This window comes from Xenorhabdus bakwenae (assembly GCF_030272115.1).
In the GTDB taxonomy this organism is placed as follows: domain Bacteria; phylum Pseudomonadota; class Gammaproteobacteria; order Enterobacterales; family Enterobacteriaceae; genus Xenorhabdus; species Xenorhabdus bakwenae.
The window spans coordinates 3371556-3397277 of record NZ_CP119194.1 but is presented as its reverse complement, the minus strand read 5'-3'; the positions used below and the strand labels follow the sequence as shown (position 1 = coordinate 3397277).

General features: G+C 46.2%; 17 protein-coding genes, 2 tRNA genes and 3 rRNA genes. 7 read left to right on the top strand and 15 right to left on the bottom strand.

Annotation, left to right across the window (positions count from 1 at the left end):
- Position 1: 1 nt before the first annotated feature.
- Positions 2-979 carry an elongation factor P--(R)-beta-lysine ligase gene (gene epmA / locus PXH59_RS16860; protein ID WP_285809290.1) on the bottom strand — a complete coding sequence of 326 codons (978 nt, stop codon included), beginning with the start codon at positions 977-979 and terminating at the stop codon, positions 2-4.
- A 551-nt stretch (positions 980-1530) separates the two neighbouring features.
- Between epmA and frdA the strand changes: the two genes are divergently transcribed.
- Genes frdA through frdD form a run of 4 tightly spaced genes read left to right on the top strand, consistent with a single transcriptional unit; the run spans position 1531 to position 4834 of the window.
- On the top strand, positions 1531-3327 hold the full coding sequence (frdA, locus tag PXH59_RS16855) for a fumarate reductase (quinol) flavoprotein subunit (protein WP_285809288.1): 1797 nt from the start codon (positions 1531-1533) through the stop codon (positions 3325-3327).
- Positions 3320-4054 (top strand): succinate dehydrogenase/fumarate reductase iron-sulfur subunit, encoded by a 735-nt coding sequence (locus PXH59_RS16850; protein ID WP_285809287.1) that lies wholly within the window; start codon positions 3320-3322, stop codon positions 4052-4054. The genes frdA and PXH59_RS16850 overlap by 8 nt, the downstream gene beginning before the upstream one ends.
- A 14-nt stretch (positions 4055-4068) precedes the next feature.
- On the top strand, positions 4069-4464 hold the full coding sequence (gene frdC, locus PXH59_RS16845) for a fumarate reductase subunit FrdC (RefSeq protein ID WP_047771673.1): 396 nt from the start codon (positions 4069-4071) through the stop codon (positions 4462-4464).
- 16 nt (positions 4465-4480) lie between these two features.
- The gene (gene frdD, locus PXH59_RS16840; RefSeq protein WP_285809286.1) at positions 4481-4834 is read left to right on the top strand and encodes a fumarate reductase subunit FrdD; all 354 of its coding nucleotides are present in this window, start codon (positions 4481-4483) and stop codon (positions 4832-4834) included.
- A 93-nt stretch (positions 4835-4927) separates the two neighbouring features.
- Here frdD and PXH59_RS16835 read toward each other — a convergent pair whose 3' ends face one another.
- The 5 genes from PXH59_RS16835 to PXH59_RS16815 form a co-directional block, all read right to left on the bottom strand.
- Positions 4928-6001, bottom strand: a complete 1074-nt coding sequence (locus PXH59_RS16835) for a TonB-dependent receptor domain-containing protein (protein ID WP_285809285.1) — start codon at positions 5999-6001, stop codon at positions 4928-4930.
- Positions 5998-6945, bottom strand: a complete 948-nt coding sequence (locus PXH59_RS16830; protein ID WP_285809284.1) for a TonB-dependent receptor plug domain-containing protein — start codon at positions 6943-6945, stop codon at positions 5998-6000. The genes PXH59_RS16835 and PXH59_RS16830 overlap by 4 nt, the downstream gene beginning before the upstream one ends.
- 227 nt (positions 6946-7172) lie before the next feature.
- A complete protein-coding gene (locus PXH59_RS16825; RefSeq protein WP_285809283.1) occupies positions 7173-8966 on the bottom strand; it encodes an acetyl/propionyl/methylcrotonyl-CoA carboxylase subunit alpha in 1794 nt (597 codons plus the stop codon).
- Positions 8963-10561 (bottom strand): 5-oxoprolinase subunit B/C family protein, encoded by a 1599-nt coding sequence (locus PXH59_RS16820; protein WP_285809282.1) that lies wholly within the window; start codon positions 10559-10561, stop codon positions 8963-8965. The genes PXH59_RS16825 and PXH59_RS16820 overlap by 4 nt, the downstream gene beginning before the upstream one ends.
- Positions 10562-10604: 43 nt before the next feature.
- On the bottom strand, positions 10605-11372 hold the full coding sequence (locus PXH59_RS16815; protein WP_285809280.1) for a LamB/YcsF family protein: 768 nt from the start codon (positions 11370-11372) through the stop codon (positions 10605-10607).
- A gap of 324 nt (positions 11373-11696) precedes the next feature.
- Here PXH59_RS16815 and PXH59_RS16810 point away from each other — a divergent pair, with 324 nt between their 5' ends.
- Positions 11697-12362, top strand: a complete 666-nt coding sequence (locus tag PXH59_RS16810; protein WP_434223326.1) for a GntR family transcriptional regulator — start codon at positions 11697-11699, stop codon at positions 12360-12362.
- 57 nt (positions 12363-12419) lie between these two features.
- On the opposite strand, the gene rrf is transcribed toward PXH59_RS16810, so the two are convergent.
- From rrf to pepQ, 9 genes are all read right to left on the bottom strand, one after another.
- Positions 12420-12535 (bottom strand): 5S ribosomal RNA (rrf, locus tag PXH59_RS16805).
- 79 nt (positions 12536-12614) lie between these two features.
- Positions 12615-15527, bottom strand: a 23S ribosomal RNA gene (locus PXH59_RS16800).
- A 173-nt stretch (positions 15528-15700) separates the two neighbouring features.
- Positions 15701-15776: transfer RNA gene (locus PXH59_RS16795), tRNA-Ala, on the bottom strand.
- 20 nt (positions 15777-15796) lie between these two features.
- A tRNA-Ile gene (locus PXH59_RS16790) sits at positions 15797-15873 on the bottom strand.
- A 78-nt stretch (positions 15874-15951) separates the two neighbouring features.
- Positions 15952-17494 (bottom strand): 16S ribosomal RNA (locus tag PXH59_RS16785).
- Together the 16S, 23S and 5S rRNA genes with 2 tRNA genes alongside form the textbook arrangement of a ribosomal RNA operon.
- A gap of 395 nt (positions 17495-17889) precedes the next feature.
- The gene (gene hemG / locus PXH59_RS16780; protein ID WP_285809276.1) at positions 17890-18432 is read right to left on the bottom strand and encodes a menaquinone-dependent protoporphyrinogen IX dehydrogenase; all 543 of its coding nucleotides are present in this window, start codon (positions 18430-18432) and stop codon (positions 17890-17892) included.
- Positions 18433-18573: 141 nt separating this feature from the next.
- Positions 18574-20025, bottom strand: coding sequence for a Trk system potassium transporter TrkH (trkH, locus tag PXH59_RS16775; protein WP_285809274.1), 1452 nt, complete (start codon positions 20023-20025; stop codon positions 18574-18576).
- Positions 20026-20061: 36 nt separating this feature from the next.
- Positions 20062-20673 carry an IMPACT family protein gene (locus PXH59_RS16770; RefSeq protein WP_047770650.1) on the bottom strand — a complete coding sequence of 204 codons (612 nt, stop codon included), beginning with the start codon at positions 20671-20673 and terminating at the stop codon, positions 20062-20064.
- Positions 20673-22007 carry a Xaa-Pro dipeptidase gene (gene pepQ, locus PXH59_RS16765; RefSeq protein ID WP_285809273.1) on the bottom strand — a complete coding sequence of 445 codons (1335 nt, stop codon included), beginning with the start codon at positions 22005-22007 and terminating at the stop codon, positions 20673-20675. Before pepQ ends, PXH59_RS16770 begins: the two co-directional genes overlap by 1 nt.
- A 276-nt stretch (positions 22008-22283) precedes the next feature.
- Between pepQ and fadB the strand changes: the two genes are divergently transcribed.
- A complete protein-coding gene (gene fadB / locus PXH59_RS16760; protein ID WP_285809271.1) occupies positions 22284-24470 on the top strand; it encodes a fatty acid oxidation complex subunit alpha FadB in 2187 nt (728 codons plus the stop codon).
- A gap of 11 nt (positions 24471-24481) precedes the next feature.
- Positions 24482-25645, top strand: a complete 1164-nt coding sequence (gene fadA / locus PXH59_RS16755) for an acetyl-CoA C-acyltransferase FadA (RefSeq protein ID WP_047770674.1) — start codon at positions 24482-24484, stop codon at positions 25643-25645.
- The last annotated feature ends 77 nt before the right edge of the window (positions 25646-25722 follow it).

Below are 25722 nucleotides of genomic sequence, written 5' to 3'. Positions count from 1 at the left end.
ATCACGAGATCCCAACAGGAAAAGCGATAACCTCACTAATCCGTTCAGCCCCCAATGCCAGCATAATTAAACGGTCAACCCCTAATGCTACACCTGCACATTCAGGCATGCCGTGGGCAAGGGCAGCAAGCAGATATTCATCAATCGGCTGAACCGGCAATCCCATTGTTTCACGCTTACGGTTATCCTGTTCGAAACGAAGACGTTGCTCATTGCTGTCGGTCAATTCACGAAACCCATTCGCCAGCTCCATGCCTTTGAAATAGACTTCAAAACGCTCCGCAACACGGTGATCTTCCTTGCTGATTTCTGCCAATGCTGCCTGAGATGCCGGGAAGTGATAGATAAACGTCGGTTTCTCAATGCCGATCTGAGTCTCTATTCCCATGACAAAAAGTAGCTGTAATAAAGTATCCCGGTCTTCTTCCTGATCAGCGATATTACTGAGATCAAGTTTTGCCGCTACTTCACGCAATTTTTCTTTGCTTGCGGTAAGGGGATCAATATCCAGATATCGCATGAAAGCCTGTTGGTAAGACAACGATTCAGCACTTTCACAATCCAGGATCTGTTGCAACAGGTCATCCACTTCATTCATCAAACGATACATGTCGTAATGTGGACGATACCATTCCAGCATGGTGAACTCTGGATTATGATGACGACCCGCTTCCTCATTACGGAAACTTTTCCCCATCTGATAAATGGAACCACTGCCAGCGGCCAACAGACGCTTCATGTGGTATTCAGGGCTGGTCATCAGGTACAGAGTCAAGCCATCCGCCGCTCCCGGCCCAACGAACTGTGTCTGGAAAGGAACCAGATGAACGTCGGTGACAGTCGCCTGACTCATGGCAGGTGTTTCAACTTCCAACACCCCACGATCTGCGAAAAAGCGCCGTATTTCTGCTAAGATCTCCGCCTTTTTCAATAAATTGACGATAGGGGCACTTGGCTGCCAATTCGCGGTTTCGTTCATATTGCTATGACTCCAAAATAAAACAAAACGCGCAGTTTACCTTCATCAAGCCAACCAGACAATTCATTGCCCTCAATTTCTTTATGCCTTTACTCTTTATACGCTTAATTTTTTAATTTTCGACCTTATTAACTCTATTCGTTATCCCTTTATTTATGAATAAAAAAATTAATTAAAATTATTTTTTCTCTACTCATAATAGCTAAATTGATATCCTAATCTTAATAAGATGCCATCAATAAAAAAGCGGAAATGATATATATCAATCCAACTTCAAGATGCGTGTTATATTTCTCCGAACAGCGGGGAAATATAAGGCCTCGCGTCGTTTCGCGGATTGCAACTTGAAATTTATCGAGTATATAAACCCCATTGATGAAGTTATTCACATGCAACATTTGAATAAGTGAAAACATGCGTTAGATCACGTTTTACAGGTGAAATCCCACAAAACCCGCATCCATATCAAATTTACCCCTTACGTTGTTCGCTATAATTAAACCATATAAAAAGTAATAGATTGACTCCCACTTGAACAATGGAGAAGAGCGGTGAAAACCTTCAATGTCGACCTTGCGATTATCGGAGCCGGTGGAGCAGGGCTACGAGCCGCCATCGCTGCTGCTGAAGCCAATCCTCAACTCAAAATTGCTTTGCTCTCAAAAGTTTATCCTATGCGTAGCCATACGGTAGCCGCAGAAGGCGGATCGGCCGCAGTCACTCAGGCGCACGATTCCTATGATTTTCACTTCCATGACACGGTATCCGGTGGTGATTGGCTGTGTGAACAAGATGTGGTTGAGTATTTTGTCAAACAGTGTCCAACAGAAATGATCCAACTGGAACAATGGGGCTGCCCGTGGAGCCGTAAGGAGGATGGTTCTGTCAACGTGCGTCGTTTCGGCGGCATGAAAATTGAGCGTACATGGTTTGCCGCCGATAAGACCGGTTTCCATATGCTCCATACACTGTTCCAGACGTCACTCAAATACCCGCAAATCCAGCGCTTTGATGAGCATTTTGTCCTCGATATTTTGGTGGATGAAGGGCAGGCTCGCGGATTGATTGCACTGAATATGATGGAAGGAACAAAAGTTCAGCTCCGCGCAAATGCCGTTATTATGGCGACTGGCGGTGCCGGACGTGTATACCGTTATAACACCAATGGCGGCATTGTGACGGGTGATGGGATGGGAATGGCGTTCCGTCACGGTATCCCATTGCGTGATATGGAATTTGTGCAATATCACCCAACCGGCCTGCCTGGTTCCGGTATTTTGATGACCGAAGGCTGTCGTGGTGAAGGCGGAATTCTGGTGAACAAGGAGGGTTATCGTTATCTACAGGATTATGGTCTGGGACCAGAAACGCCGCTTGGACATCCTGAAAACAAATATATGGAACTCGGCCCGCGTGACAAAGTGTCCCAAGCGTTCTGGCATGAGTGGCGGGCAGGTCGTACCATCGCTACGCCGCGTGGCGATGTCGTACATCTGGATTTGCGTCATTTAGGTGAGAAAAAGCTGCTCGAGCGTCTGCCATTTATCTGTGAGCTGGCAAAAGCCTATGTCGGCGTTGATCCGGTCAAAGAACCAATCCCTGTTCGTCCAACCGCACATTACACTATGGGCGGAATCGAAACGAATCAACAGGGTGAAACTCGCATCAAAGGATTGTTCGCTATCGGTGAATGCTCTTCTGTTGGCCTGCATGGCGCAAACCGCCTCGGCTCTAACTCGCTGGCTGAATTAGTTGTCTTTGGCCGCCTGGCCGGTGAAGAAGCAGTCAAACATATCCAACAAGTGAAACCCGCCAATAGTAGCGTATTGGATGCTCAATCTCGTGATGTTGAAGATAAACTCAATAACTTGCTGAATCAGAAAGGCGGCGAAAACTGGGCGAAAATCCGCGATGAACTGGGCACTTCCATGGAAGAAGGCTGCGGAATTTATCGTACACCAGAGTTAATGCAGAAAACCATCGACAAAATTGCCGAACTGAAAGAACGCTTCAAACATATCGGAATTAGTGACCGTTCCAGTGTATTCAATACCGATCTGCTCTACACCATCGAATTAGGTTTTGGTTTGGATGTCGCTGAATGTATGGCGCATTCCGCCATGAATCGCAAAGAATCCCGTGGTGCCCATCAGCGCCTTGATGAAGGCTGTACCGAGCGGGATGATGAGAACTTCCTGAAACATACACTGGCATTCTATAACCCAGAGGGTGCCCCACGTCTGGAATACAGTGATGTGAAGATCACCAAATCTCAACCAGCGAAACGTGTCTACGGGGGCGAAGCGGCTGCACAAGAGAAAAAACAGAAGGAGCAAGCGAATGGCTGAGATGAACAATCTGAAAATGGAAGTCATGCGCTATAACCCGGAAATTGACAGTGAACCCCATTTCGTCACTTATGAAGTGCCTTACGATGAACAAACTTCACTGCTGGATGCATTGGGGTATATCAAGGACAATCTGGCGCCGGACCTCTCTTACCGCTGGTCCTGCCGCATGGCAATCTGTGGTTCCTGTGGCATGATGGTAAACCGTGTCCCCAAACTGGCCTGTAAAACGTTCCTGCGCGATTATGCTCAAGGCATGAAAATCGAAGCACTGGGTAATTTCCCAATCGAGCGGGATTTAGTTGTGGATATGACTCACTTTATTGAGAGCCTGGAAGCTATCAAGCCTTATATCATTGGCAATGATCGTAAACCCGCCGATGGCCCAAATGTCCAGACACCTGCCCAGATGGCGAAATATCATCAGTTTTCCGGTTGTATCAATTGTGGCCTGTGCTATGCCGCCTGCCCTCAATTTGGTTTGAATCCTGAGTTCATTGGGCCTGCCGCTGTCACGCTGGCACACCGCTATAACCTTGATAGCCGCGATCACGGCAAGAAAGAACGCATGCCTCAAATCAACAGCGATAATGGCGTCTGGTCTTGTACTTTTGTCGGTTACTGCTCTGAAGTGTGTCCGAAGCATGTTGATCCTGCCGGTGCGATCCAACAGAGCAAGGCAGAAAGTGCTAAAGATTTCCTTATCTCCATGCTGAAACCACAATAAGGAAGGAGAGTGTAATGACGACAAAACGTAAGCCTTATGTGCGGGGTATGGAATCCAATTGGTGGCGTAAACTGGGTTTTTATCGCTTCTATATGTTACGTGAAGGGACAGCCATCCCCACCGTTTGGTTCAGTGTTCTGATACTTTACGGCCTGTTTGCCCTGAAAGATGGCCCTGAAAGCTGGGCGGGGTTTGTCTCTTTTCTGCAAAATCCATGGGTGCTGCTGATTAATATCATCACCCTGCTGGCTACATTACTGCATACCAAAACCTGGTTTGAGCTGGCTCCCAAGGCACTCAATATCATCGTTAAGAATGAGAAAATGCCACCAGAGCCAATTATTAAGTTGCTATGGGCAATCACGATTATTGCTACCGTCGTGATCCTCGGCGTGGCCCTGTTTTTCTAACCCCAAGGAGGATCTGATGAATCAAGTACCTAAACGTTCCGATGAACCGATTTTCTGGGGGTTGTTTGGTGCCGGTGGTATGTGGAGCGCGATTGTTGGGCCTGCAATTATTCTGCTGCTGGGTATCTTGCTGCCACTGGGATTGGCACCAGAAGCGCTTTCTTATGAACGCATCCTGACATTTTGCCAGAGTTTTATCGGTCGTATCTTTTTGCTGCTGATGATTAGCCTGCCTTTATGGTGTGGTTTGCACCGTCTGCATCATGGTATGCACGATCTGCAAATCTCTGTACCCGCCAGTAAGTGGGTGTTTTATGGTGCAGCCGCGATTTTGACTGTTATCGCTTTAATTGGGATTTTTACGCTGTAATTGCGCTAATTCTGGCAAGCTATCCTGAAATAAGTCTGCGGATAAACCGCAGACTTATTACGAAAGGTATTTGCAACCTTTAAGATATGTTGATTAGAACTTATAAGAAATTGTCGCTTTATAGGTGCGGCCTTTCTCTTCTTGTCCCTGGTAACTCTTCAAATAGTAAGAATGTTCGTTGTGACGTTTGTCGAAGACATTATCAATGCCAAACTGGAGTTCGGTATTTTTTAATGCCCCTGTTTTTGGCGCCCAAGAGACATACATATTACTTACGCCATATCCCTGTTTATGGATATCGACAATAATGGCTTCTTTGTTCTTATTTGTGTCTTTACCTTTTGAGTTCTTTGACAGAACAAAGCGGGTATTCCAGCCGAGTTCAATATCAGTTTTATCAAACAGGTAACTACCACCTACTGTGATAGAGTCTCCCACTGCTGGCTCGAACTCTAATCCTCTGGTAAATGCCTTATCAAGCAGCTCATTACCTTCAATAATCTTGTTATTGACTTTGGCATAAGAGGCTTTTAAAGACAAATTATCCAGTTTATAGTCAGTCGCTAATTCAAACCCTTGCAGTCTGGCTTTCGGGATATTATGTAATTCATTCTTGGCTAAAGTTGTAGACAGGTTTTTAAAGTTCGTTTGGAATACTTTACCTAAAATAACCACCGAGTCATTGTCAGCAAAGATACCAGGATAAGTACCTGCCAATCCCGTTTCCACGTTATAACCGGTTGTGGCTTTCAGGTTATTGCTCTGGTTGGATATCCCCATTAGCTCTTTGCCCAACGGACCTCTAAAGAGTTCGGTATAGTTGGCAAATAATGTTGTGGATGCCCCAAGTTCGTATTTCAAGCCAAGTGCTTTTGAGAAATGAGCGTAAGTTCTCTCAAACGACTCATCCTGTGCATTAACCGTATGGTAGTTATAATGGTCCCATCTGATACCCGGAATAATATGAAAATCGGCAATTTGAATGTCATCCTCTAAGTAAACAGATGATGAGTTTGCTTTTTCCACTTCTTTGTTATGAATATTCTCTTCTTCCTCCGTGTACCTCATTCTGGTATCAAAATATTCATATCCATAGGTTAAGGCATGAGCTAACTTCTGGGTTTCAAAACTAGAAGTATTACGAACCTTAATACCTTGGGTTCTCACAATACTATTGAATCCCCCCCATTTCCATTTACAGGCTTCATATGGGTAGAGGTTTGTTCCGTATGATACGCGGATAGTTTTAAATCAATCAGGTCATTATCAACTGGCGTGTACCCATAAGTGATATTATGGGTATCGCGGTCAATAGCATACTTCGCTTTCTTCCCTTTATTTACATCCTGTCCGAAATTCAATCTATAGCTGGTTTCTGCATCATTTTTATAATGTTCTTTTGATACATTAATATACTGCTCATCTGTCAGATTAAATTTCGCTTTTAATAAATAATCGTATAATTTCCCATCTGTCGGAATGGACCCTCGTCCGCTATTATCCCTGCCAGATTTAGAGTTATGCATATCACGATGGGTAAAGTAACCTAATAAATCAACCGCACCCAATCGACCGTATGTCGCTAAGGATTGTTGGAATTCAGAACCATTGCTTGAATAGTTTAATTTTCCTTTAGCGCCAAAGAGTTGGCCTGGTGCTAACAGATCACCGGCATCAACGGTTTCAAATTTTAATGCCCCCCCAATCGCACCAGTATCGTAGGTAATACTGTTACTGCCGACCTTGATATCAACTTGCTTCAACATCTCAGGATCGATGCCGTAATTGCCTGAATGGTGGAAGTGATATCCTTCTTGCCTTGCGCCATCAATCGTCACGTTGATAAATTGATCATCCATGCCACGGATTTTAAAGCGTTGCCCTAAAGCGCTGGGATGACCGGCTTGTACGCCCGGTACATTCTTTAAAATTTCACCGACACTTTGTGCTTGTTTAACTCTGATTTCATTACGGCTGACTTTTCTATCTTCTGGTGCACCTTGAGCATTGTTATCCGCAATAACAACCAATGTATCGCTAGTATTAGTCGATTTCTTAGCCGTATTTTCAGCATTTGCAAATGCATTGGCAGAGATAGCGACTGTCAGCATAGATGCAGACATCAAAGGAACACATAGGCCACTTTTCGCCAGGCCGGCGTAAATTTTGGTAATTTTAGACATTTATTTTCAATCACAAATACTATTGAGAAGGATTATTATTTACATTTCTAAGAGAAATGTAAATAACTTTAAAGACGAGTATGGAACATGGCTGGATGAAAAGGGCAGAATCAACAGATCCTGCCGCCTTAAGTAATATTACCCCACATTAATTACTACCCTATATGAGCCAAAACACCTTCTGCATCCTGATAACCCCCTGCTTGGGCACAGAAAGTAATTTCTCCTGAACGATGAGCATTGATTTGCACTTCCATTTTCATGGACTCCATCACTGCAATCACATCACCTTCGCTGACTTGCTCACCTTCTTTCACCATCCAGCAATGCAGGATACCGGAAATAGGTGCTTTTACCTGACGAGGATCTTCCGGCAGTTTTTCCTTTATGACAGACGGCGAAAATTGCTGTTCACCCACAGGGGCTAAATGTGCCAATAAATCCAATGGCAATCCCAATTCATGCCTGCGGCCATCAATCTCAATAAAAGTGCGGGTAATATTTTTATCTTCACGCGGAAACTGACGTAATGAAGCCCCTAGTTCATTCACAAAATCTGTTTCAATCCAGCGGGTATGGACATTGAATTTATCACCAGAAATAAAATCAGGATGCTCCATTACCGCTTGATGGAAAGGCAAAACGGAGGCTACGCCGCGGATCTTAAATTCTTTCAATGCCCGACGTGCCCGAACAATGGCCTGTTCTCGGGTTGCCCCTACGACAATTAATTTTGCCATCAGTGAATCAAAGGTTGCCGGAATTGTAGAGCCATTAATCACACCAGAGTCCAAACGAATACCAGGGCCAGCAGGCGGGATAAATTCGGTGATTGTGCCTGATGTTGGTAGGAAACCTTTCGCCGCATCTTCCGCATTAATACGAAATTCAAACGAATGCCCTCTTGGGATCGGCGTTTCCTGCATGCTTAATGGATAACCTTCCGCTACCCGCAACTGCTCGATAACCAGATCAATGCCTGTTGTCTCTTCTGTCACAGGATGCTCTACTTGTAAGCGAGTATTTACTTCTAAGAAAGAAAGCGTTCCCTCTGCACTGAGTAAAAATTCTACCGTGCCAGCCCCTACATAATTGGCTTCGGCACAAATGGCTTTTGCTGACTGATGAATACGTTCTCTTTGTTCCTGAGTTAAAAATGGTGCGGGCGCTTCTTCCACTAGCTTTTGGTTACGACGTTGCAAAGAGCAGTCACGGGTGCCAAGTACCACAATATTACCCTGTTTATCCGCAATAATCTGTGCTTCGATATGGCGGGGTTTATCCAAAAATTGCTCTATAAAACATTCGCCACGACCAAATGCCGCTGTCGCTTCACGTACCGCTGAGTGGTAAAGTTCTGCCACTTCATCCATACGCCAGGCAACTTTCAAACCTCGTCCACCACCACCAAAAGCCGCTTTGATGGCAATCGGCAAGCCATGCTGCTCCGCAAAAGCAACAACTTCCTGTACATTTTTGACTGGCTCGGATGTCCCGACAACCAACGGCGCTCCCACTTTCTGCGCTATCTTACGCGCCTTAACCTTGTCGCCCAACGCATCAATCGTTTCAGGGTGAGGGCCAATCCAAATTAAGCCAGCCTCAATCACTGCCCGGGCAAATTCCGCTCGCTCAGACAAAAAACCGTAACCTGGATGCACCATAGTTGCTCCAGATCTCTTCGCTACTTCCAGTAAATGAGGAATATTGAGGTAAGTTTCTGTAGGGCTATTTCCTCCTAAAGCATAAGCCTCATCAGCCAGTTGAACGTGTTGCGCGTTGATGTCAGCATCCGCATAGACAGCAACTGCCTGTACGCCATAATCGCGGCAAGCTCGAATGATCCGAACAGCAATTTCACCACGGTTGGCAATCAGCACTTTCTTATTAACTTTCTTATTAACTTTCTTATTAATCTTGCTATTTACATTGTTCACTGTGGTGTTCATGGCAAATCATTACTCCCTCGAATTTCATGGAATTGGCTAATGGGGTTGAACCGAATTTTGGCATTGACGGGGATCTGGCCGGCAAGATCGAGATGATAATCTGCTACTGAGGCAATAACCGGATATCCTCCGGTCAATGGATGATCCGCCAAAAAGAGTACCGGCTGCCCACTGGCAGGAATTTGTATCGCCCCTGCACAGGTTCCTTCGCTAGGCAATTCTTGTAGTTTAATTCTCGATAGTGAGCACTCACCATTTAATCTCAACCCAATTCGATTAGATTGAGGCGTTACCTGCCAAATCTGCTTGCTCAATAAGTCGATGGATCCTTGCGTAAACCAATCTGTACGAGGGCCAAATAGGATATCCAATACGACAATTTCATCTTTATTTGGCATGTCAAAAGCCGGAGTTTCAGAAACAGATATCGCGGCGCAATGAGATGTTTCACCGACAGCTAATTTATCATTCACTTTCAACGGAGCAGGCCCAATATTAGACAGCGTATCCAATGAATGGCTGGATAAAATAGCTGGGACAGTAAAGCCGCCACGTACCGATAAATAAGACCGCATGCCTGCGACAGGAATACCCAAGGAAATTTCATCACCACCGTTTAAATCAATGGGTTGGTAAGTATTCACATGGAATATTTTACCTGATGATGTTTTTATCTCTATTGGGCAGGCTGCCCCTGTAATCGCTATCAATATCTGCCCATGTGCAAGCGCTTTAAATCCGCCCTGCACGATTTCCAAACAAGCATGATCAGAGGGATTACCCACAATACGGTTTGCGCTGCGCAAAGCACTTTTATCCATTGCACCCGATTCTGCGATCCCCGATTTTGCCTGACCAACCCGCCCCAGATCTTGAAATAAGGTTGGTAATCCCACAGACAAAATTTCCAGATGACAGGAAGCCTCCGGAGTCAGTGCCATGTTACTGTCCGGTATTTCAGGTAAGCTGATTGTTGCAGGGTGACACCCAGCATCTCGAAAGTTAACACGATAGCCTGGTTGTAATAAGGCCGGAGATGGGCGGGAAAGATCCCACATACGCTCGGTCGTAATACCGATAAGCTGCCATCCTCCGGGGCTTGCCTGTGGATAAATACTGTTGAATTCCCCCGCCAATGCAACGGCACCTGCCGGAATGCGCGTTCTGGGGGTTTTGCGACGAGGTATATTCCATTGCGAGGTATTCGATACCATATAGGCAAATCCAGGGGCAAATCCAGTGAAAGCGACTGTATATTCATTTTCGGTATGTTGCTGAATAACCTCCTGAACGGTACATCCCACTATTTCCGCAACCAGTGCGAGATCATCACCGTTGTAATGCACAGGAATTTCTATGCTTTTTCCCGTTGTATGACTACGCTCTTGCAAATCTCGTCTACTGATTTCTAGCGCCAATTGTTGGAAGGATATTTTTGCCGGCCGAAAACGAACCATCAGCGTTCTCGCTGCCGGAATAATTTCTTCAATCCCCAAAATAGGTGCCATATTCAGTGAATCAAGCAGAGCCAGTGTTTCTGACAATCCACTCAATTCAACCATGATGGTATTGCTATTAACCGGTAAAAAACGCAAGGCTATCTCCCCAGATGATTAACCATATCAATGCGACCCATACTTATGAATGAATAAATGGCCGAATAGTTATTCCCGCCTGCTGCAAAACTGCCTTGACCTGTTTTGCCATCGCTACCGCACCAGGAGTATCACCATGCACACAAATTGAATCCGCCTGAATAGGGGTAAATTTACCATCAATTGATTCAACGCCCCCTTCTGTCACCAATTGCAACATGCGTTGAGCAACGAGATCGGCATCATGCAAAACAGATCCCGTTTCACGACGGGAGACTAATTCCCCTTGTGAGGTATAAGCACGATCAGCAAACGCTTCTGCTATGGTTCTCAATCCGTTTTTCTGAGCTAATTTGAGAATGTTTGATCCCGCCAGACCAACCAACACAAGGTTGGGATCTAACGCCAGAATTCCTTCAATCACAGCAATTGCCTGATATTCGTCATTTGCGATCGTGTTATAAAGTGCACCATGGGGTTTGACATAACTCACTTTAGTACCTGCTGCTGCGGCCAATCCTTGCAAAGCACCAATCTGGTAAATAACATCAGCGGTAAGTTCATGACTGGTTATATCCATTTTACGTCGCCCAAAGCCAACCAAATCGGGATAAGAAACATGGGCACCTATTGCTACATCATTTTTCTGCGCAGATTTCAATGTTTGCAAAATCCCAACCGGATCACCCGCATGAAAACCACAGGCAACGTTAGCACTACTGACGATATCCAATATTTCTTCATCGTTTCCCATGCACCATTGACCAAAACTTTCACCGAGATCACTATTTAAATCGATCATTTTTATCATGATGATTTCCCTAAGCTGTGGAACTAAAGAAGCGGATTGTTTTATTAAAATAAATATATTGTTGAACAATAGATAAGATCTGCTGAGGAAATAGGCAAACAAATTTGTATTATCGATCTTCAAAATCCAATAGAGATCACTTTATTAACATTTTTCGTTGACTTTATCGTCAAGATGTACAATTTAGGTGCCATAGACACAATAATATTGTCCTATATTGGTTCGATGGTGGTAACTTGCTGGTTATCGGGGAATATGTGAAGATTCGCTTTCGTATACGCGTTGAAGGTGTTTGTTATCAGCCATAAAATCTAACGGATGACTATGAAAAAAAACCATTCTCCCCAAATTTTGAGCAAAAGAATCGCTGAAACCATCAGAAATAAACTGGTTGCAGGGGAGTTATTACCTGGGCAACGACTATCAGAAGCTGCGTTGAGTGAACAGCTTGAAATTTCACGAAATACATTACGTGAAGTGTTCCGTCTTCTCACGCAGGAAGGGCTGCTGAAACATGAACCTAATCGTGGCGTGTTTGTTGCAACTCCCGATATTGCATCCATTATTGATATCTATCGAATTCGGCAGTTAATTGAATGTCAGGCACTTGCTCAGGCTTATTCAATGCATCCCGGTATTGCCAAAATGAAACAAGCCGTTGAAGCCGCCCAACAATGTCGCAAACAACAAGATTGGATTGGTGCCGGAACAGAAAATATGCACTTTCATGCCGCGATCGTAGAATTAACTGATAGTGATAGGTTGATCGCTTTTTATCACAATATTTCCGCAGAACTGCGTCTGGCTTTTGGTATTTTGAATAATCCTGAGCTTTTGTATGCACCTTATATCGATAAAAACGCGCATATTCTGGAATTACTCAATTCAGGGAAAAATGAACAAGCAGCTAATACAATGAAAGATTACCTGGAGTTATCAGAAAGGGCGATATTAGCCGCTTATACACGTAAAAATAACCAAGTACCATAAAAAATTAAACGCAAAAAAAGCCATCCGGTGACGGATGGCTTTTCTGACTAAATGAATGTCTGGCAGTGTCCTACTCTCACATGGGGAGACCCCACACTACCATCGGCGCTACGGCGTTTCACTGCTGAGTTCGGCATGGGTTCAGGTGGTCCCACCGCGCTGTTGCCGCCAGACAAATTCTGTCTTCAATCCCGAACAAGCTGTTTTTCACTCTGAAACCCTCTCAAATCCCCAAAACACCTTCGGTGTTGTCAGGTTAAGCCGCACGGCTCATTAGTACCGGTTAGCTCAACGTCTCGCAACGCTTACACACCCGGCCTATCCACGTCCTCGTCTCGGACGGTCCTTCAGTACCCTCAAAGGAGTAAGGGAAGACTCATCTTAAGGCAAGTTTCCCGCTTAGATGCTTTCAGCGGTTATCTCTTCCGCACTTAGCTACCGGGCAATGCCATTGGCATGACAACCCGAACACCAGTGGTGCGTCCACTCCGGTCCTCTCGTACTAGGAGCAGCCCCTTGCAATCTTCCAGCGCCCACGGCAGATAGGGACCGAACTGTCTCACGACGTTCTAAACCCAGCTCGCGTACCACTTTAAATGGCGAACAGCCATACCCTTGGGACCTACTTCAGCCCCAGGATGTGATGAGCCGACATCGAGGTGCCAAACACCGCCGTCGATATGAACTCTTGGGCGGTATCAGCCTGTTATCCCCGGAGTACCTTTTATCCGTTGAGCGATGGCCCTTCCATTCAGAACCACCGGATCACTATGACCTGCTTTCGCACCTGCTCGAGCTGTCACTCTCGCAGTCAAGCTGGCTTATGCCATTGCACTAACCTCCTGATGTCCGACCAGGATTAGCCAACCTTCGTGCTCCTCCGTTACGCTTTGGGAGGAGACCGCCCCAGTCAAACTACCCACCAGACACTGTCCGCAACCCGGATAACGGGCCGGCGTTAGAACATCAAACATTCAAGGGTGGTATTTCAAGGATGGCTCCGTGCAGACTGGCGTCTGCACTTCACAGCCTCCCACCTATCCTACACATCAAGGCTCAAGGTTCAGTGTCAAGCTATAGTAAAGGTTCACGGGGTCTTTCCGTCTTGCCGCGGGTACACTGCATCTTCACAGCGAGTTCAATTTCACTGAGTCTCGGGTGGAGACAGCCTGGCCATCATTACGCCATTCGTGCAGGTCGGAACTTACCCGACAAGGAATTTCGCTACCTTAGGACCGTTATAGTTACGGCCGCCGTTTACTGGGGCTTCGATCAGGAGCTTCTCGCCAGGCGATAACCCCATCAATTAACCTTCCAGCACCGGGCAGGCGTCACACCGTATACGTCCACTTTCGTGTTTGCACAGTGCTGTGTTTTTATTAAACAGTTGCAGCCAGCTGGTATCTGCGACTGGCCTCAGCTCCGGACGCTCGGTCCTTCACCTAACGCCAGCGTGCCTTCTCCCGAAGTTACGGCACCATTTTGCCTAGTTCCTTCACCCGAGTTCTCTCAAGCGCCTGAGTATTCTCTACCTGACCACCTGTGTCGGTTTGGGGTACGATGAGCACTAATCTGAAGCTTAGGGGCTTTTCCTGGAAGCGGGGCATCAGCAACTTCAGCACCGTAGTGCCTCGTCATCGTGCCTCAGTGCTGTGGATAACCGGATTTGCCTGATTATCCCACCTACACACTTAAACCGGGACGACCGTCGCCCGGATTGCCTAGCCTTCTCCGTCCCCCCCGTCGCAATTATTGCCCGTACAGGAATATTAACCTGTTTCCCATCGACTACGCTTTTCAGCCTCGCCTTAGGGGTCGACTCACCCTGCCCCGATTAACGTTGGACAGGAACCCTTGGTCTTCCGGCGAGCGGGTTTTTCACCCGCTTTATCGTTACTTATGTCAGCATTCGCACTTCTGATACCTCCAGCAAACCTCACAGTTCACCTTCAACGGCTTACAGAACGCTCCCCTACCCAGCAACACATTCGTGTCGCTGCCGCAGCTTCGGTGCATGGTTTAGCCCCGTTACATCTTCCGCGCAGGCCGACTCGACCAGTGAGCTATTACGCTTTCTTTAAATGATGGCTGCTTCTAAGCCAACATCCTGGCTGTCTGAGCCTTCCCACTTCGTTTCCCACTTAACCATGACTTGGGGACCTTAGCTGGCGGTCTGGGTTGTTTCCCTCTTCACGACGGACGTTAGCACCCGCCGTGTGTCTCCCGTGATAACATTCTTCGGTATTCGCAGTTTGCATCGGGTTGGTAAGTCGGGATGACCCCCTAGCCGAAACAGTGCTCTACCCCCGAAGATGACTTCACGAGGCGCTACCTAAATAGCTTTCGGGGAGAACCAGCTATCTCCCGGTTTGATTGGCCTTTCACCCCCAGCCACAAGTCATCCGCTAATTTTTCAACATTAGTCGGTTCGGTCCTCCAGTTAGTGTTACCCAACCTTCAACCTGCCCATGGCTAGATCACCGGGTTTCGGGTCTATACCCTGCAACTTAACGCCCAGTTAAGACTCGGTTTCCCTGCGGCTCCCCTATACGGTTAACCTTGCTACAGAATATAAGTCGCTGACCCATTATACAAAAGGTACGCAGTCACCCTGATAAATCAGGGCTCCCACTGCTTGTACGTACACGGTTTCAGGTTCTCTTTCACTCCCCTCGCCGGGGTTCTTTTCGCCTTTCCCTCACGGTACTGGTTCACTATCGGTCAGTCAGGAGTATTTAGCCTTGGAGGATGGTCCCCCCATGTTCAGACAGGATATCACGTGTCCCGCCCTACTCTTCGAGCTCACACAACACACCACTTCGGATACGGGGCTTTCACCCTTTACTGCCGGCCTTTCCAGACCGTTCTCCTGAGGCGTGTCATGCTGATGGCTCTGGGCTCCTCCCCGTTCGCTCGCCGCTACTGGGGGAATCTCGGTTGATTTCTTTTCCTCGGGGTACTGAGATGTTTCAGTTCCCCCGGTTCGCCTCATTAACCTATGAATTCAGTTAATGATGGTGCAACGGATTGCACCGGGTTTCCCCATTCGGACATCGCCGGCTGACAGCGCTTCATATCAGCTCACCGGCGCTTTTCGCAGATTAGCACGTCCTTCATCGCCTCTGACTGCCTAGGCATCCACCGTGTACGCTTAGTCGCTTAACCTGACAACCCGAAGGTGTCTTCGGATTGACGGGTCTGAGAGACTCACCCGTGCTGATGAATTCATCGTCACGGGCTGTTTCAAATTTTCAGCTTGTTCCAGATTGTTAAAGAGCTTACATTTCACAACACACGGCTTTGCATGTGTTCGGAAATGATTATAAATCAGAAGAGGATGGTGGAGCTAAGCGGGATCGAACCGCTGACCTCCTGCGTGCAAGGCAGGCGCTCTCCCAGCTGAGCTATAGCCCCATCGAGGTGTCCGGAAAAGTTGGTAGGCCTGAGTGGACTTGAACCACCGACCTCACCCTTATCAGGGGTGCGCTCTAACCACCTGAGCTACAAGCCTATTCCGTCCCGTCTCTTCTTTTCTTTATTTCATCAGACAATCTGTGTGAGCACTGCACCAAAAACCACTATCTTTCGGTAAGGAGGTGATCCAACCGCAGGTTCCCCTACGGTTACCTTGTTACGACTTCACCCCAGTCATGAATCACAAAGTGGTCAGCGCCCTCCCGAAGGTTAAGCTACCGACTTCTTTTGCAACCCACTCCCATGGTGTGACGGGCGGTGTGTACAAGGCCCGGGAACGTATTCACCGTAGCATTCTGATCTACGATTACTAGCGATTCCGACTTCATGGAGTCGAGTTGCAGACTCCAATCCGGACTACGACAGACTTTATGAGGTCCGCTTGCTCTCGCGAGGTCGCTTCTCTTTGTATCTGCCATTGTAGCACGTGTGTAGCCCTACTCGTAAGGGCCATGATGACTTGACGTCATCCCCACCTTCCTCCGGTTTATCACCGGCAGTCTCCCTTGAGTTCCCACCATCACGTGCTGGCAACAAAGGATAAGGGTTGCGCTCGTTGCGGGACTTAACCCAACATTTCACAACACGAGCTGACGACAGCCATGCAGCACCTGTCTCACGGGTCCCGAAGGCACTTCCGCATCTCTGCAGAATTCCGTGGATGTCAAGAGTAGGTAAGGTTCTTCGCGTTGCATCGAATTAAACCACATGCTCCACCGCTTGTGCGGGCCCCCGTCAATTCATTTGAGTTTTAATCTTGCGACCGTACTCCCCAGGCGGTCGATTTAACGCGTTAGCTCCGGAAGCCACAGCTCAAGGCCACAACCTCCAAATCGACATCGTTTACAGCGTGGACTACCAGGGTATCTAATCCTGTTTGCTCCCCACGCTTTCGCACCTGAGCGTCAGTCTTCGTCCAGGGGGCCGCCTTCGCCACCGGTATTCCTCCACATCTCTACGCATTTCACCGCTACACGTGGAATTCTACCCCCCTCTACGAGACTCTAGTCAACCAGTCTTAGATGCCATTCCCGGGTTAAGCCCGGGGATTTCACATCTAACTTAATTGACCGCCTGCGTGCGCTTTACGCCCAGTAATTCCGATTAACGCTTGCACCCTCCGTATTACCGCGGCTGCTGGCACGGAGTTAGCCGGTGCTTCTTCTGTGGGTAACGTCAATCACAGGGTGTATTCAACCCTGTGCCTTCCTCCCCACTGAAAGTACTTTACAACCCGAAGGCCTTCTTCATACACGCGGCATGGCTGCATCAGGCTTGCGCCCATTGTGCAATATTCCCCACTGCTGCCTCCCGTAGGAGTCTGGGCCGTGTCTCAGTCCCAGTGTGGCTGGTCATCCTCTCAGACCAGCTAGGGATCGTCGCCTAGGTGAGCCATTACCCCACCTACTAGCTAATCCCATCTGGGTTCATCCGATGGTGTGAGGCCCGAAGGTCCCCCACTTTGCTCTCTCGAGGTTATGCGGTATTAGCCACCGTTTCCAGTGGTTATCCCCCTCCATCGGGCAGATCCCCAGACATTACTCACCCGTCCGCCGCTCGCCGGCAAAGAAGCAAGCTTCTTCCCGCTGCCGCCCGACTTGCATGTGTTAGGCCTGCCGCCAGCGTTCAATCTGAGCCATGATCAAACTCTTCAATTAAAGTGTTTGATGCTCAAAGAATTCTGACTGTCCGTTCATAATGAATTAACTGTTCAGTCACTCTTCAAGACTTTTTAATCTTTTTCGCCTTTCGGCGTCAGATAGTGTCTTGTGAGTGCCCACACAGATTGTCTGATTAATTTGTTAAAGAGCGTTGGCAACCGGGCGTCTCTTCCGGGTTGCGAGGCTGCGTATCTTACGCTTTCCTCTTTTCGTGTCAAGCCTTATTTTTCAGGGCCTTTCACGTTGTCATCCCGACCGATTTGTGTGTTTGTCGTGACAACGGAAGCGCATTATAGGGAGTTTTATGACGCTGACAATAGTTTTTTTAAAATTTTTTTCTGTTCGCGTTTTTTTTCCTCAAAACGAGGTAATAACCAGCAGAAAGACTGTTTTTAAGGCGTTTTATCACACGATATTTGCAAAAATTTCTCAGAAAAATGATCTACCTGTTCCCAATCGGTGTATTCGATTTCTTTTGTAGTATCTGTTTCTCCTCCGGTCATTCGCATAATGAACTGAATCATCATGCGATCCAACCAACGATAACGTGGATAGAGTAGCGCTCCCGCAAAAACTCCGCATAAATCAGGTTGCCACGGACTTTTTATTAAAAACTTACGTACATAAGCGTTCGTTTCTGGCGTTCTTTTTTCTGGCTTTCTCGCCGTTAAGTTGACGCCAAAGAAAGCTGTTGGCATTTGGTTCAATTGTTTTTGATGGCGAATGACAAAATCATGCAATACAAAATTGAAACAACCATAACGTATCGACGCCCCTACCATGATTTTTTGGTAAGGCAGCAAATTGATTTGTTTCACTGTAGAAAGATCTCTTAACTCACACTTAATACCAGCACGACGGAGGTTCTCTGCGATACGGGTAATAATTTTTTTGGTCTGCCCATCTTGGGTAGAATAGAGCAACAAATAATTCATAGATACGCCCTTATTAAACAGAGAATCACATATACACGATAAACTTCACGTTGCCATCCGCAAGACGACGCGAGGCCTTATATTTCCCCGCTGCGCGGGGAAATATAACACGCATCTTAAAGTTGGATTGGTATATAAACACTATTCACGCCAAAAAGTAGGGGTAAATAGGACCAATAATGTGAATACTTCCAAACGCCCAAATAACATAGTGACAACCAATATCCATTTAGCCGCCGGATTCATCGTTGTAAAGTTATCAGCGACGGCTCCCAATCCTGGCCCCAAGTTATTCAATGTGGCGGCGATGGCAGAAAAAGCAGAAAATTCGTCAACACCCGTTGCGATCAGTAACAACATACTCACGACGAAAACCAGTGCATAAGCAGAGAAAAAACCCCATACTGCTTCAATAATCCGTTCCGGTAATGCTCGGCGCCCCAATTTAATGGTATACACGGCATTCGGGTGCACTAAACGCTTTAATTCACGCGATCCTTGCAAGAACAGCAACAAAATACGGATAACTTTGAGACCGCCTCCTGTTGAACCCGCACATCCCCCTATAAATGCAGAACATAACAGCAGAAAAGGCAGAAACAGAGGCCAATTGGCAAAAGAGTCCGTTGTAAATCCAGCCGTTGTTGCCATAGAGACAACTTGAAAAAACGCGTGATTCAATGCTTCCCATTCTGATTCATAAACAGAATGTTGCCATAATATCAGCATACAGATAGCCAATAGTGCTAACTGAATAGTAATGAACATCCGAAATTCTGGATCACGCCAGTACACTTTCAAGCTTCGTCCAGAAAGAACCGCAAAATGCAAACCAAAATTACAGCCCGAAATCAATAAGAAAATGGCAATAATCGTGTTGATGGCCGGGCTATTAAAAAAGCCGATGCTGGCATCATGAGTAGAAAATCCCCCAATAGCGATGGTAGAAAAGCTATGAGAAATCGCATCGAATGCTGACATTCCCGCCGCCCACAATGCCAGCGCACAGGCAATGGTCAACAAGACATAAATCAGCCAAAGCGTTTTTGCCGTTTCTGCAATACGTGGACGCATTTTATTGTCTTTCAACGGTCCTGGCATTTCTGCACGATAAAGCTGCATTCCCCCCACACCAAGCAGAGGTAAGATCGCCACCGCCAGAACGATAATTCCCATGCCACCTAACCATTGCAGCATTTGTCGATAGAACAAAATAGCCTTGGGAAGGGAATCAAGGCCAACAAGCGTCGTCGCCCCTGTTGTCGTCAAGCCAGAAAATGATTCAAAAAAGGCATCTGTGACTGAAAGATTAGGTTTTTCTGAGAAAATGAATGGCAATGCCCCCACACTTCCCAACACGGTCCAAAATAGGACAACAATCAAAAAGCCCTCTTTTGGTTTGAGTTCAGATTTTTGTTCGCGATTAGGTATCCACAATATTAAACCAATGACGAGAGCAAAGATGAATGTCTGGCTGAATGCCCTGCCTGCGCCATCACGATAGATCAATGCGACCAGCCCCGGAATAATCATTGTGACAGAGAAAAGAATGACAAGTAGTCCAACAATGCGGGTTATGGCGCGAAAATGCATTCGGCTGGTTCCTTAGAAATCCGGTATGAAGAATAGTTATGATTTTGGTGTTAAAAACAGAGCACCACGGCTCAAGTCCCGTAATTTATCACCTATCTCACCAACAAGGGTAGCTGGCAGCGAGACTTGCAACGTGACATTTTCAGCATAATCACTGGCGATCACTTGCCCAGAAAATTGGTGTAGCAACTGTTCTACCATTGAAATATGCGAGTACTCACACTGTAACTGGTATAACTTCTGCGGTACTTTGTATTCGGTTTGCAACAGCTTCAGAGCTTGCTGTACCCCATTGCCATAGGCTTTTACCAAACCACCCGTACCCAATTTTATGCCACCAAAATAGCGAACAGATACAGCAGTAATTTCCCCCAAACGACTTCCTATTAACTGAGCAATCATCGGCTTACCAGCGGTTCCGGTAGGCTCACCATCATCAGAAAACCCTAACTGTTGGGAATCATCCGGCGCTCCTGCCACAAAAGCCCAACAATGGTGCCGAGCATCAGGATATTGTTCTTTGATGCTTTGGATAAATAACTTCGCCTCATCCACCCCGCTGGTATGCTCCAGCAGGGTAATGAAACGACTCTTTTTTATTTCTTCAGTAAAACTGACTGAAGCCGCAGGAATTAAATAAGGCTTCATTACGATAATTGTAATTCTCTGGTCATATTTTCAATTTTTCCATCGTGAATAACGATGTTATCTTCAATACGAATACCACCATAATTTTTCAACATATTGATTTTCTTCCAATCAAAATGTTGACGATATTCACTTTCACGCCACTGCGCTAATAAAGTTTCAATGAAATAGATCCCAGGTTCAATGGTCAAAACCATTCTTGGCTCCAGAATACGGGTACAGCGCAAATAAGGATGCATCTCCGGGGCGGCCAGATGGGTTCCTCTATCATCTTGCATAAATCCCGCAGCGTCATGCACCTGCAAACCTAAAGGATGGCCGAGTCCGTGTGGGAAAAATGGTGTCGTCAATCCTGTTTCAACCATATCTTCTTCACTGATCCCATGAACAATATCATGTTTTTTCAGTATTCTGGCTATACGTTGGTGCATATTAACATGGTAGTCGGTATATCGAACTCCCGTTTTAATTGTGCCGATGAGCGCCTGTTGTTCTTCATTCAGATCCTTTATCAGTGAGGCAAAATCATTATGAGGTTTTGCTGCATAGGTTCTGGTGATATCCGCAGCATAACCATGATATTCCGCTCCAGCATCAATCAAAAAACTGCGTATTTCCGAAGGAACCCTCTGCTGTAATTTGTTGTAGTGCAAAACAGCCGTATTTTCATTCAAGGCAACAATATTATCATAAGGGACATCGGTATCACGGTGCCCGGTTGCCATCAAATAGAACATATTGATTTCGAATTCGCTCACACCAGACAAAAATGCATCATAAGCGGCCAGATGACCATTAACGGCGGTTTTCTGGGACTCACGCATACAAGCCAATTCATAATCTGTTTTATATGAACGATGATAATTCAAATAATCCAAAACAGCTTTTGGGTTGATATTGTGATCAAGAATGCCTAAAGATTTAGCACGCTCCGTTTGTTCACCAATATAAGCGGTGTTCTGTTTTGATAATCCATTCAGTTTAATGCTGATATCTTCAGCTTTTGCCAAATGGATCATTTCTATTTCGTCAGTCCAGTATCCACTGGGTAGTGGCTCTACGCTGTGCCAGTAATCTACTGGTGAATAAAACCAGAGCTTAGGTTTATTAACACCATCAATCCACAACCAGCAATTAGGCACTTTGGTCACAGGTATCCAAGCCTTAAAGTGTGCATTTACCTTAAACGGATAATGGCTGTCATCCAGAAAAACCCGTAATGATTCACCTGAATGAATAAGCAAGGCGTCAAACTGAGTTCGTTCTAAGATTTCTCGGGCACGTTTTTGTAAGGTTTTAATATGTTCTTGGTACAGAGATGCCAACTTTTCCATCTTCTTAATTAACCTTTTGATTTTTTGGCAGGAGCTTAAATATTACCACAATCCATTATTGTGGGAGCTATCACGTGAAAAATGCCCTCTCTGAAAATAAACCAATATATTTATATTTTTCAATGCATTAACAAAATATATTGCTCCCTGCCATAAATCTTACCTGTGATCTGCCCTACAAAAAATTAATCATTGGTTTGCATTAAATTAACACAGTAATCACAATCAACTGCATCTGGTCATACCAGATGGTATGCACTCATTGAGGAGAATGACATGCTCTACCTAAGTGAAACTATTCAAGTAAAATGGCTGAAAGATGGCATTGCTGAACTCATCTTCAATGCGCCGGCTGCAATTAATAAATTAGACACAAAAACGGTTACTTCGCTGGATAAAGCCGTTGCTACCCTTGAGCAAGAAACTAAACTAAAAGGGTTACTGCTACGCTCTGAAAAAAAAGCTTTTATTGTTGGTGCTGATATCACAGAATTTTTATCGCTATTCAGTGCACCAGCAGAAAAACTGCACGAATTACTGGATCTCGCCAACAATATCTTTAACCGTATAGAAGATCTCGCCGTTCCAACTATTTCTGCTATCAATGGCTATGCCCTTGGCGGTGGGTGTGAATTGGTGCTTTCAACAGATTTTCGTATCGCATCCCCCGATCTTCGCATCGGATTACCAGAAACTAAATTAGGTATTATGCCGGGATTTGGTGGCTCTGTTCGCCTACCACGCCTGATTGGCACAGACAACGCTCTCGAAATCATTTCCGCAGGAAAAGATATTGGTGCTGAAGAAGCACTGAAAAATGGCCTGGTTGATGCCGTAGTTCCCGCCGAAAAACTGGTTGACTCTGCCGTTTCAATTCTGGAACAAGCTATTCAGGGAGACTTGGACTGGCAAGCCGCCCGTCAGCCTAAACTGATGCCTCTGACTCTCAATGAGATCGAACGTATCATGAGTTTCACCGTCGCAAAAGGTATGGTCATGAAGGTTGCCGGCCCTCATTATCCAGCACCAATCACTGCGGTAAAAACCATTGAAAAAGCCGCTACACTGGGTCGTGATGAAGCCTTAAAACTGGAATCAGCCAGTTTTGTTTCATTAGCACACACGTCTGTCTCTCGTGCTTTAATCGGCATCTTTCTGAATGAGCAATATGTTAAAGGCCTGGCGAAGAAACACCTGCAAACCGTTACAACCCCTGAGCATGCGACTGTACTGGGGGCCGGGATCATGGGTGGAGGTATTGCCTATCAATCAGCGCGCAAAGGTATTCCTGTCTTGATGAAAGATATTAATCAAAAAGCGCTGGATTTAGGTATCAATGAAGCTGCCAAATTGCTGAATAAACAATTTGAGCGTGGGCGTTTAGATGCCATGAAGATGGCTAAAATTCTGGCATCCATTCATCCAACCCTGAATTATGCGGGTATTGAACAATCCCGAATTGTTGTTGAAGCTGTCGTTGAAAATCCGAAGATTAAAGCGGCGGTTTTAGCAGAAACAGAATCACATATCAGCGATGATTGCATTCTGGCTTCCAATACCTCCACTATCCCAATCACTGAATTAGCAAAATCGCTAAAACGCCCGGAAAACTTCTGTGGGATGCATTTCTTCAACCCAGTACATCGTATGCCGTTGGTTGAAATTATTCGTGGAGAAAAAACCGCAGATAAGACGATTGCAAATGTTGTTGCGTATGCCAGTAAAATGGGTAAAACACCGATCGTTGTTAACGATTGCCCCGGCTTCTTTGTAAACCGCGTATTGTTCCCCTATCTGGCTGGTTTTGGCATGTTGTTGCGTGATGGTGGTGATTTCCGCCAAATCGACAAAATCATGGAAAAAGAATTTGGCTGGCCAATGGGTCCTGCTTATCTCATTGATGTTGTCGGTATTGACACCGCCCACCATGCACAATCTGTCATGGCTCAGGGTTTCCCAAACCGCATGAGCCGCGATTATCGGGATGCCATTGATGTACTCTTTGAAAATCAGCGTTATGGTCAGAAAAATGGCGTTGGTTTCTATAAATATACCCAAGATAAAAAAGGCAAGCCGAAAAAAGAGCAGGATGATACTACCGATCAATTATTGGCAAGCATCAGCAAACCGAAACATACTTTCTCTGGCGAAGAGATCATTGCCCGAACCATGATCCCAATGATTAACGAAGTTGTTCGCTGCTTCGAAGAAGGTGTTATTGCCAGCCCCGCAGAAGCGGATATGGCACTGGTCTATGGCTTAGGCTTCCCTCCATTCCATGGTGGCGTTTTCCGTTATCTGGATACCCTGGGAACTGCCGCCTATGTGAAGATGGCAGAAAGTTATACTCACCTGGGCGCCCTCTATCACATACCCGCTGGTCTGAAAGCAAAAGCCGAAGGTAATGAAAGTTACTACCCTGCCCCAGCAGAACTTGCTGTTAATTCAGGTGAAAAAGCGTGAGGTCTGAAAACATGGAAAACGTAGTTATTATTGATGGTATCCGTACCCCGATGGGGCGCTCAAGAGGTGGTGTATTCCGTCAGGTCCGTGCCGAAGATCTCTCTGCACATCTGATGAAGTCAATACTCAAGCGCAATCCTACTGTTAAACCTGAAGATATTGATGATATCTCTTGGGGGTGCGTGCAACAAACACTGGAACAAGGGTTCAATATTGCCCGCAACTCAGCTTTACTCGCGGGTATTCCCCATTCAGTTCCTGCGGTCACGGTTAACCGTCTCTGTGGTTCTTCGATGCAATCGCTGCACGATGGTGCCCGCATGATCATGACCGGTGATGCCAGTATTGTTATGGTCGGTGGTGTTGAACATATGGGACATGTTCCCATGACACACGGTGTCGACTTTCATCCCAAATTAAGCCGTAACGTTGCCAAGGCAGCAGGTGTGATGGGGTTAACGGCAGAAATGCTGGCCAAAATGTACAATATTAGTCGTGAAATGCAGGATGAGTTTGCCCTCCGTTCTCATCAACGTGCAACACAAGCGACCGTATCCAAGGCTTTCTCTAGCGAAATAGTCCCCATATATGGACATGATGCTGAAGGAAATCTGAAACTCGTCGATTTTGATGAAGTGATCCGCACAGATGCTAATCCAAAAGATTTGGCTGCACTGCGTCCCGTTTTTGATCCTGTCACTGGAAGTGTGACTGCGGGTAACTCCTCAGCGCTTTCCGATGGCGCCTCTGCCATGCTGATCATGAGCGAAAGCAAAGCTAAAGCGTTAGGATTAAAACCTCGCGCCCGTATTCGCTCAATGGCGGTGGTGGGTTGTGATCCTTCTATCATGGGTTATGGCCCTGTGCCGGCCACACAAATGGCCCTGAAAAAAGCCGGATTAAGCCTTACGGATATTGGCGTTATGGAATTGAACGAAGCATTCGCTGCACAATCCCTGGCTTGTATAAAGGGATTGAATCTGCTGGAGAGTATGGATGACAGAATCAACCTGAACGGTGGCGCTATTGCTCTCGGTCACCCATTGGGGTGCTCTGGTACTCGCATTACAACCACTCTGCTTAACTTGATGGAACGTAAAGATGTTCAGTTCGGGCTATCAACCATGTGCATCGGGTTAGGCCAGGGTATAGCCACGATTATTGAAAGAGTATAGTCATGAAAACTTGGCTATAAAGCATAGTTGACGATTGACATTTATGGCTTTTAAAAATTAACGTTTTTCCCTTGTCT

Excerpts from the sequence above, each read along its gene's own strand:
- epmA (WP_285809290.1), bottom strand. The coding sequence starts at position 979 with ATGAACGAAACCGCGAATTGGCAGCCAAGTGCCCCTATCGTCAATTTA.
- PXH59_RS16850 (WP_285809287.1), top strand. The coding sequence starts at position 3,320 with ATGGCTGAGATGAACAATCTGAAAATGGAAGTCATGCGCTATAACCCG.
- frdC (WP_047771673.1), top strand. The coding sequence starts at position 4,069 with ATGACGACAAAACGTAAGCCTTATGTGCGGGGTATGGAATCCAATTGG.
- frdD (WP_285809286.1), top strand. The coding sequence starts at position 4,481 with ATGAATCAAGTACCTAAACGTTCCGATGAACCGATTTTCTGGGGGTTG.
- PXH59_RS16830 (WP_285809284.1), bottom strand. The coding sequence starts at position 6,945 with ATGCTGACAGTCGCTATCTCTGCCAATGCATTTGCAAATGCTGAAAAT.
- PXH59_RS16825 (WP_285809283.1), bottom strand. The coding sequence starts at position 8,966 with ATGAACACCACAGTGAACAATGTAAATAGCAAGATTAATAAGAAAGTT.
- PXH59_RS16815 (WP_285809280.1), bottom strand. The coding sequence starts at position 11,372 with ATGATAAAAATGATCGATTTAAATAGTGATCTCGGTGAAAGTTTTGGT.
- PXH59_RS16810 (WP_434223326.1), top strand. The coding sequence starts at position 11,697 with ATGAAAAAAAACCATTCTCCCCAAATTTTGAGCAAAAGAATCGCTGAA.
- hemG (WP_285809276.1), bottom strand. The coding sequence starts at position 18,432 with ATGAATTATTTGTTGCTCTATTCTACCCAAGATGGGCAGACCAAAAAA.
- trkH (WP_285809274.1), bottom strand. The coding sequence starts at position 20,025 with ATGCATTTTCGCGCCATAACCCGCATTGTTGGACTACTTGTCATTCTT.
- PXH59_RS16770 (WP_047770650.1), bottom strand. The coding sequence starts at position 20,673 with ATGAAGCCTTATTTAATTCCTGCGGCTTCAGTCAGTTTTACTGAAGAA.
- pepQ (WP_285809273.1), bottom strand. The coding sequence starts at position 22,007 with ATGGAAAAGTTGGCATCTCTGTACCAAGAACATATTAAAACCTTACAA.
- fadB (WP_285809271.1), top strand. The coding sequence starts at position 22,284 with ATGCTCTACCTAAGTGAAACTATTCAAGTAAAATGGCTGAAAGATGGC.
- fadA (WP_047770674.1), top strand. The coding sequence starts at position 24,482 with ATGGAAAACGTAGTTATTATTGATGGTATCCGTACCCCGATGGGGCGC.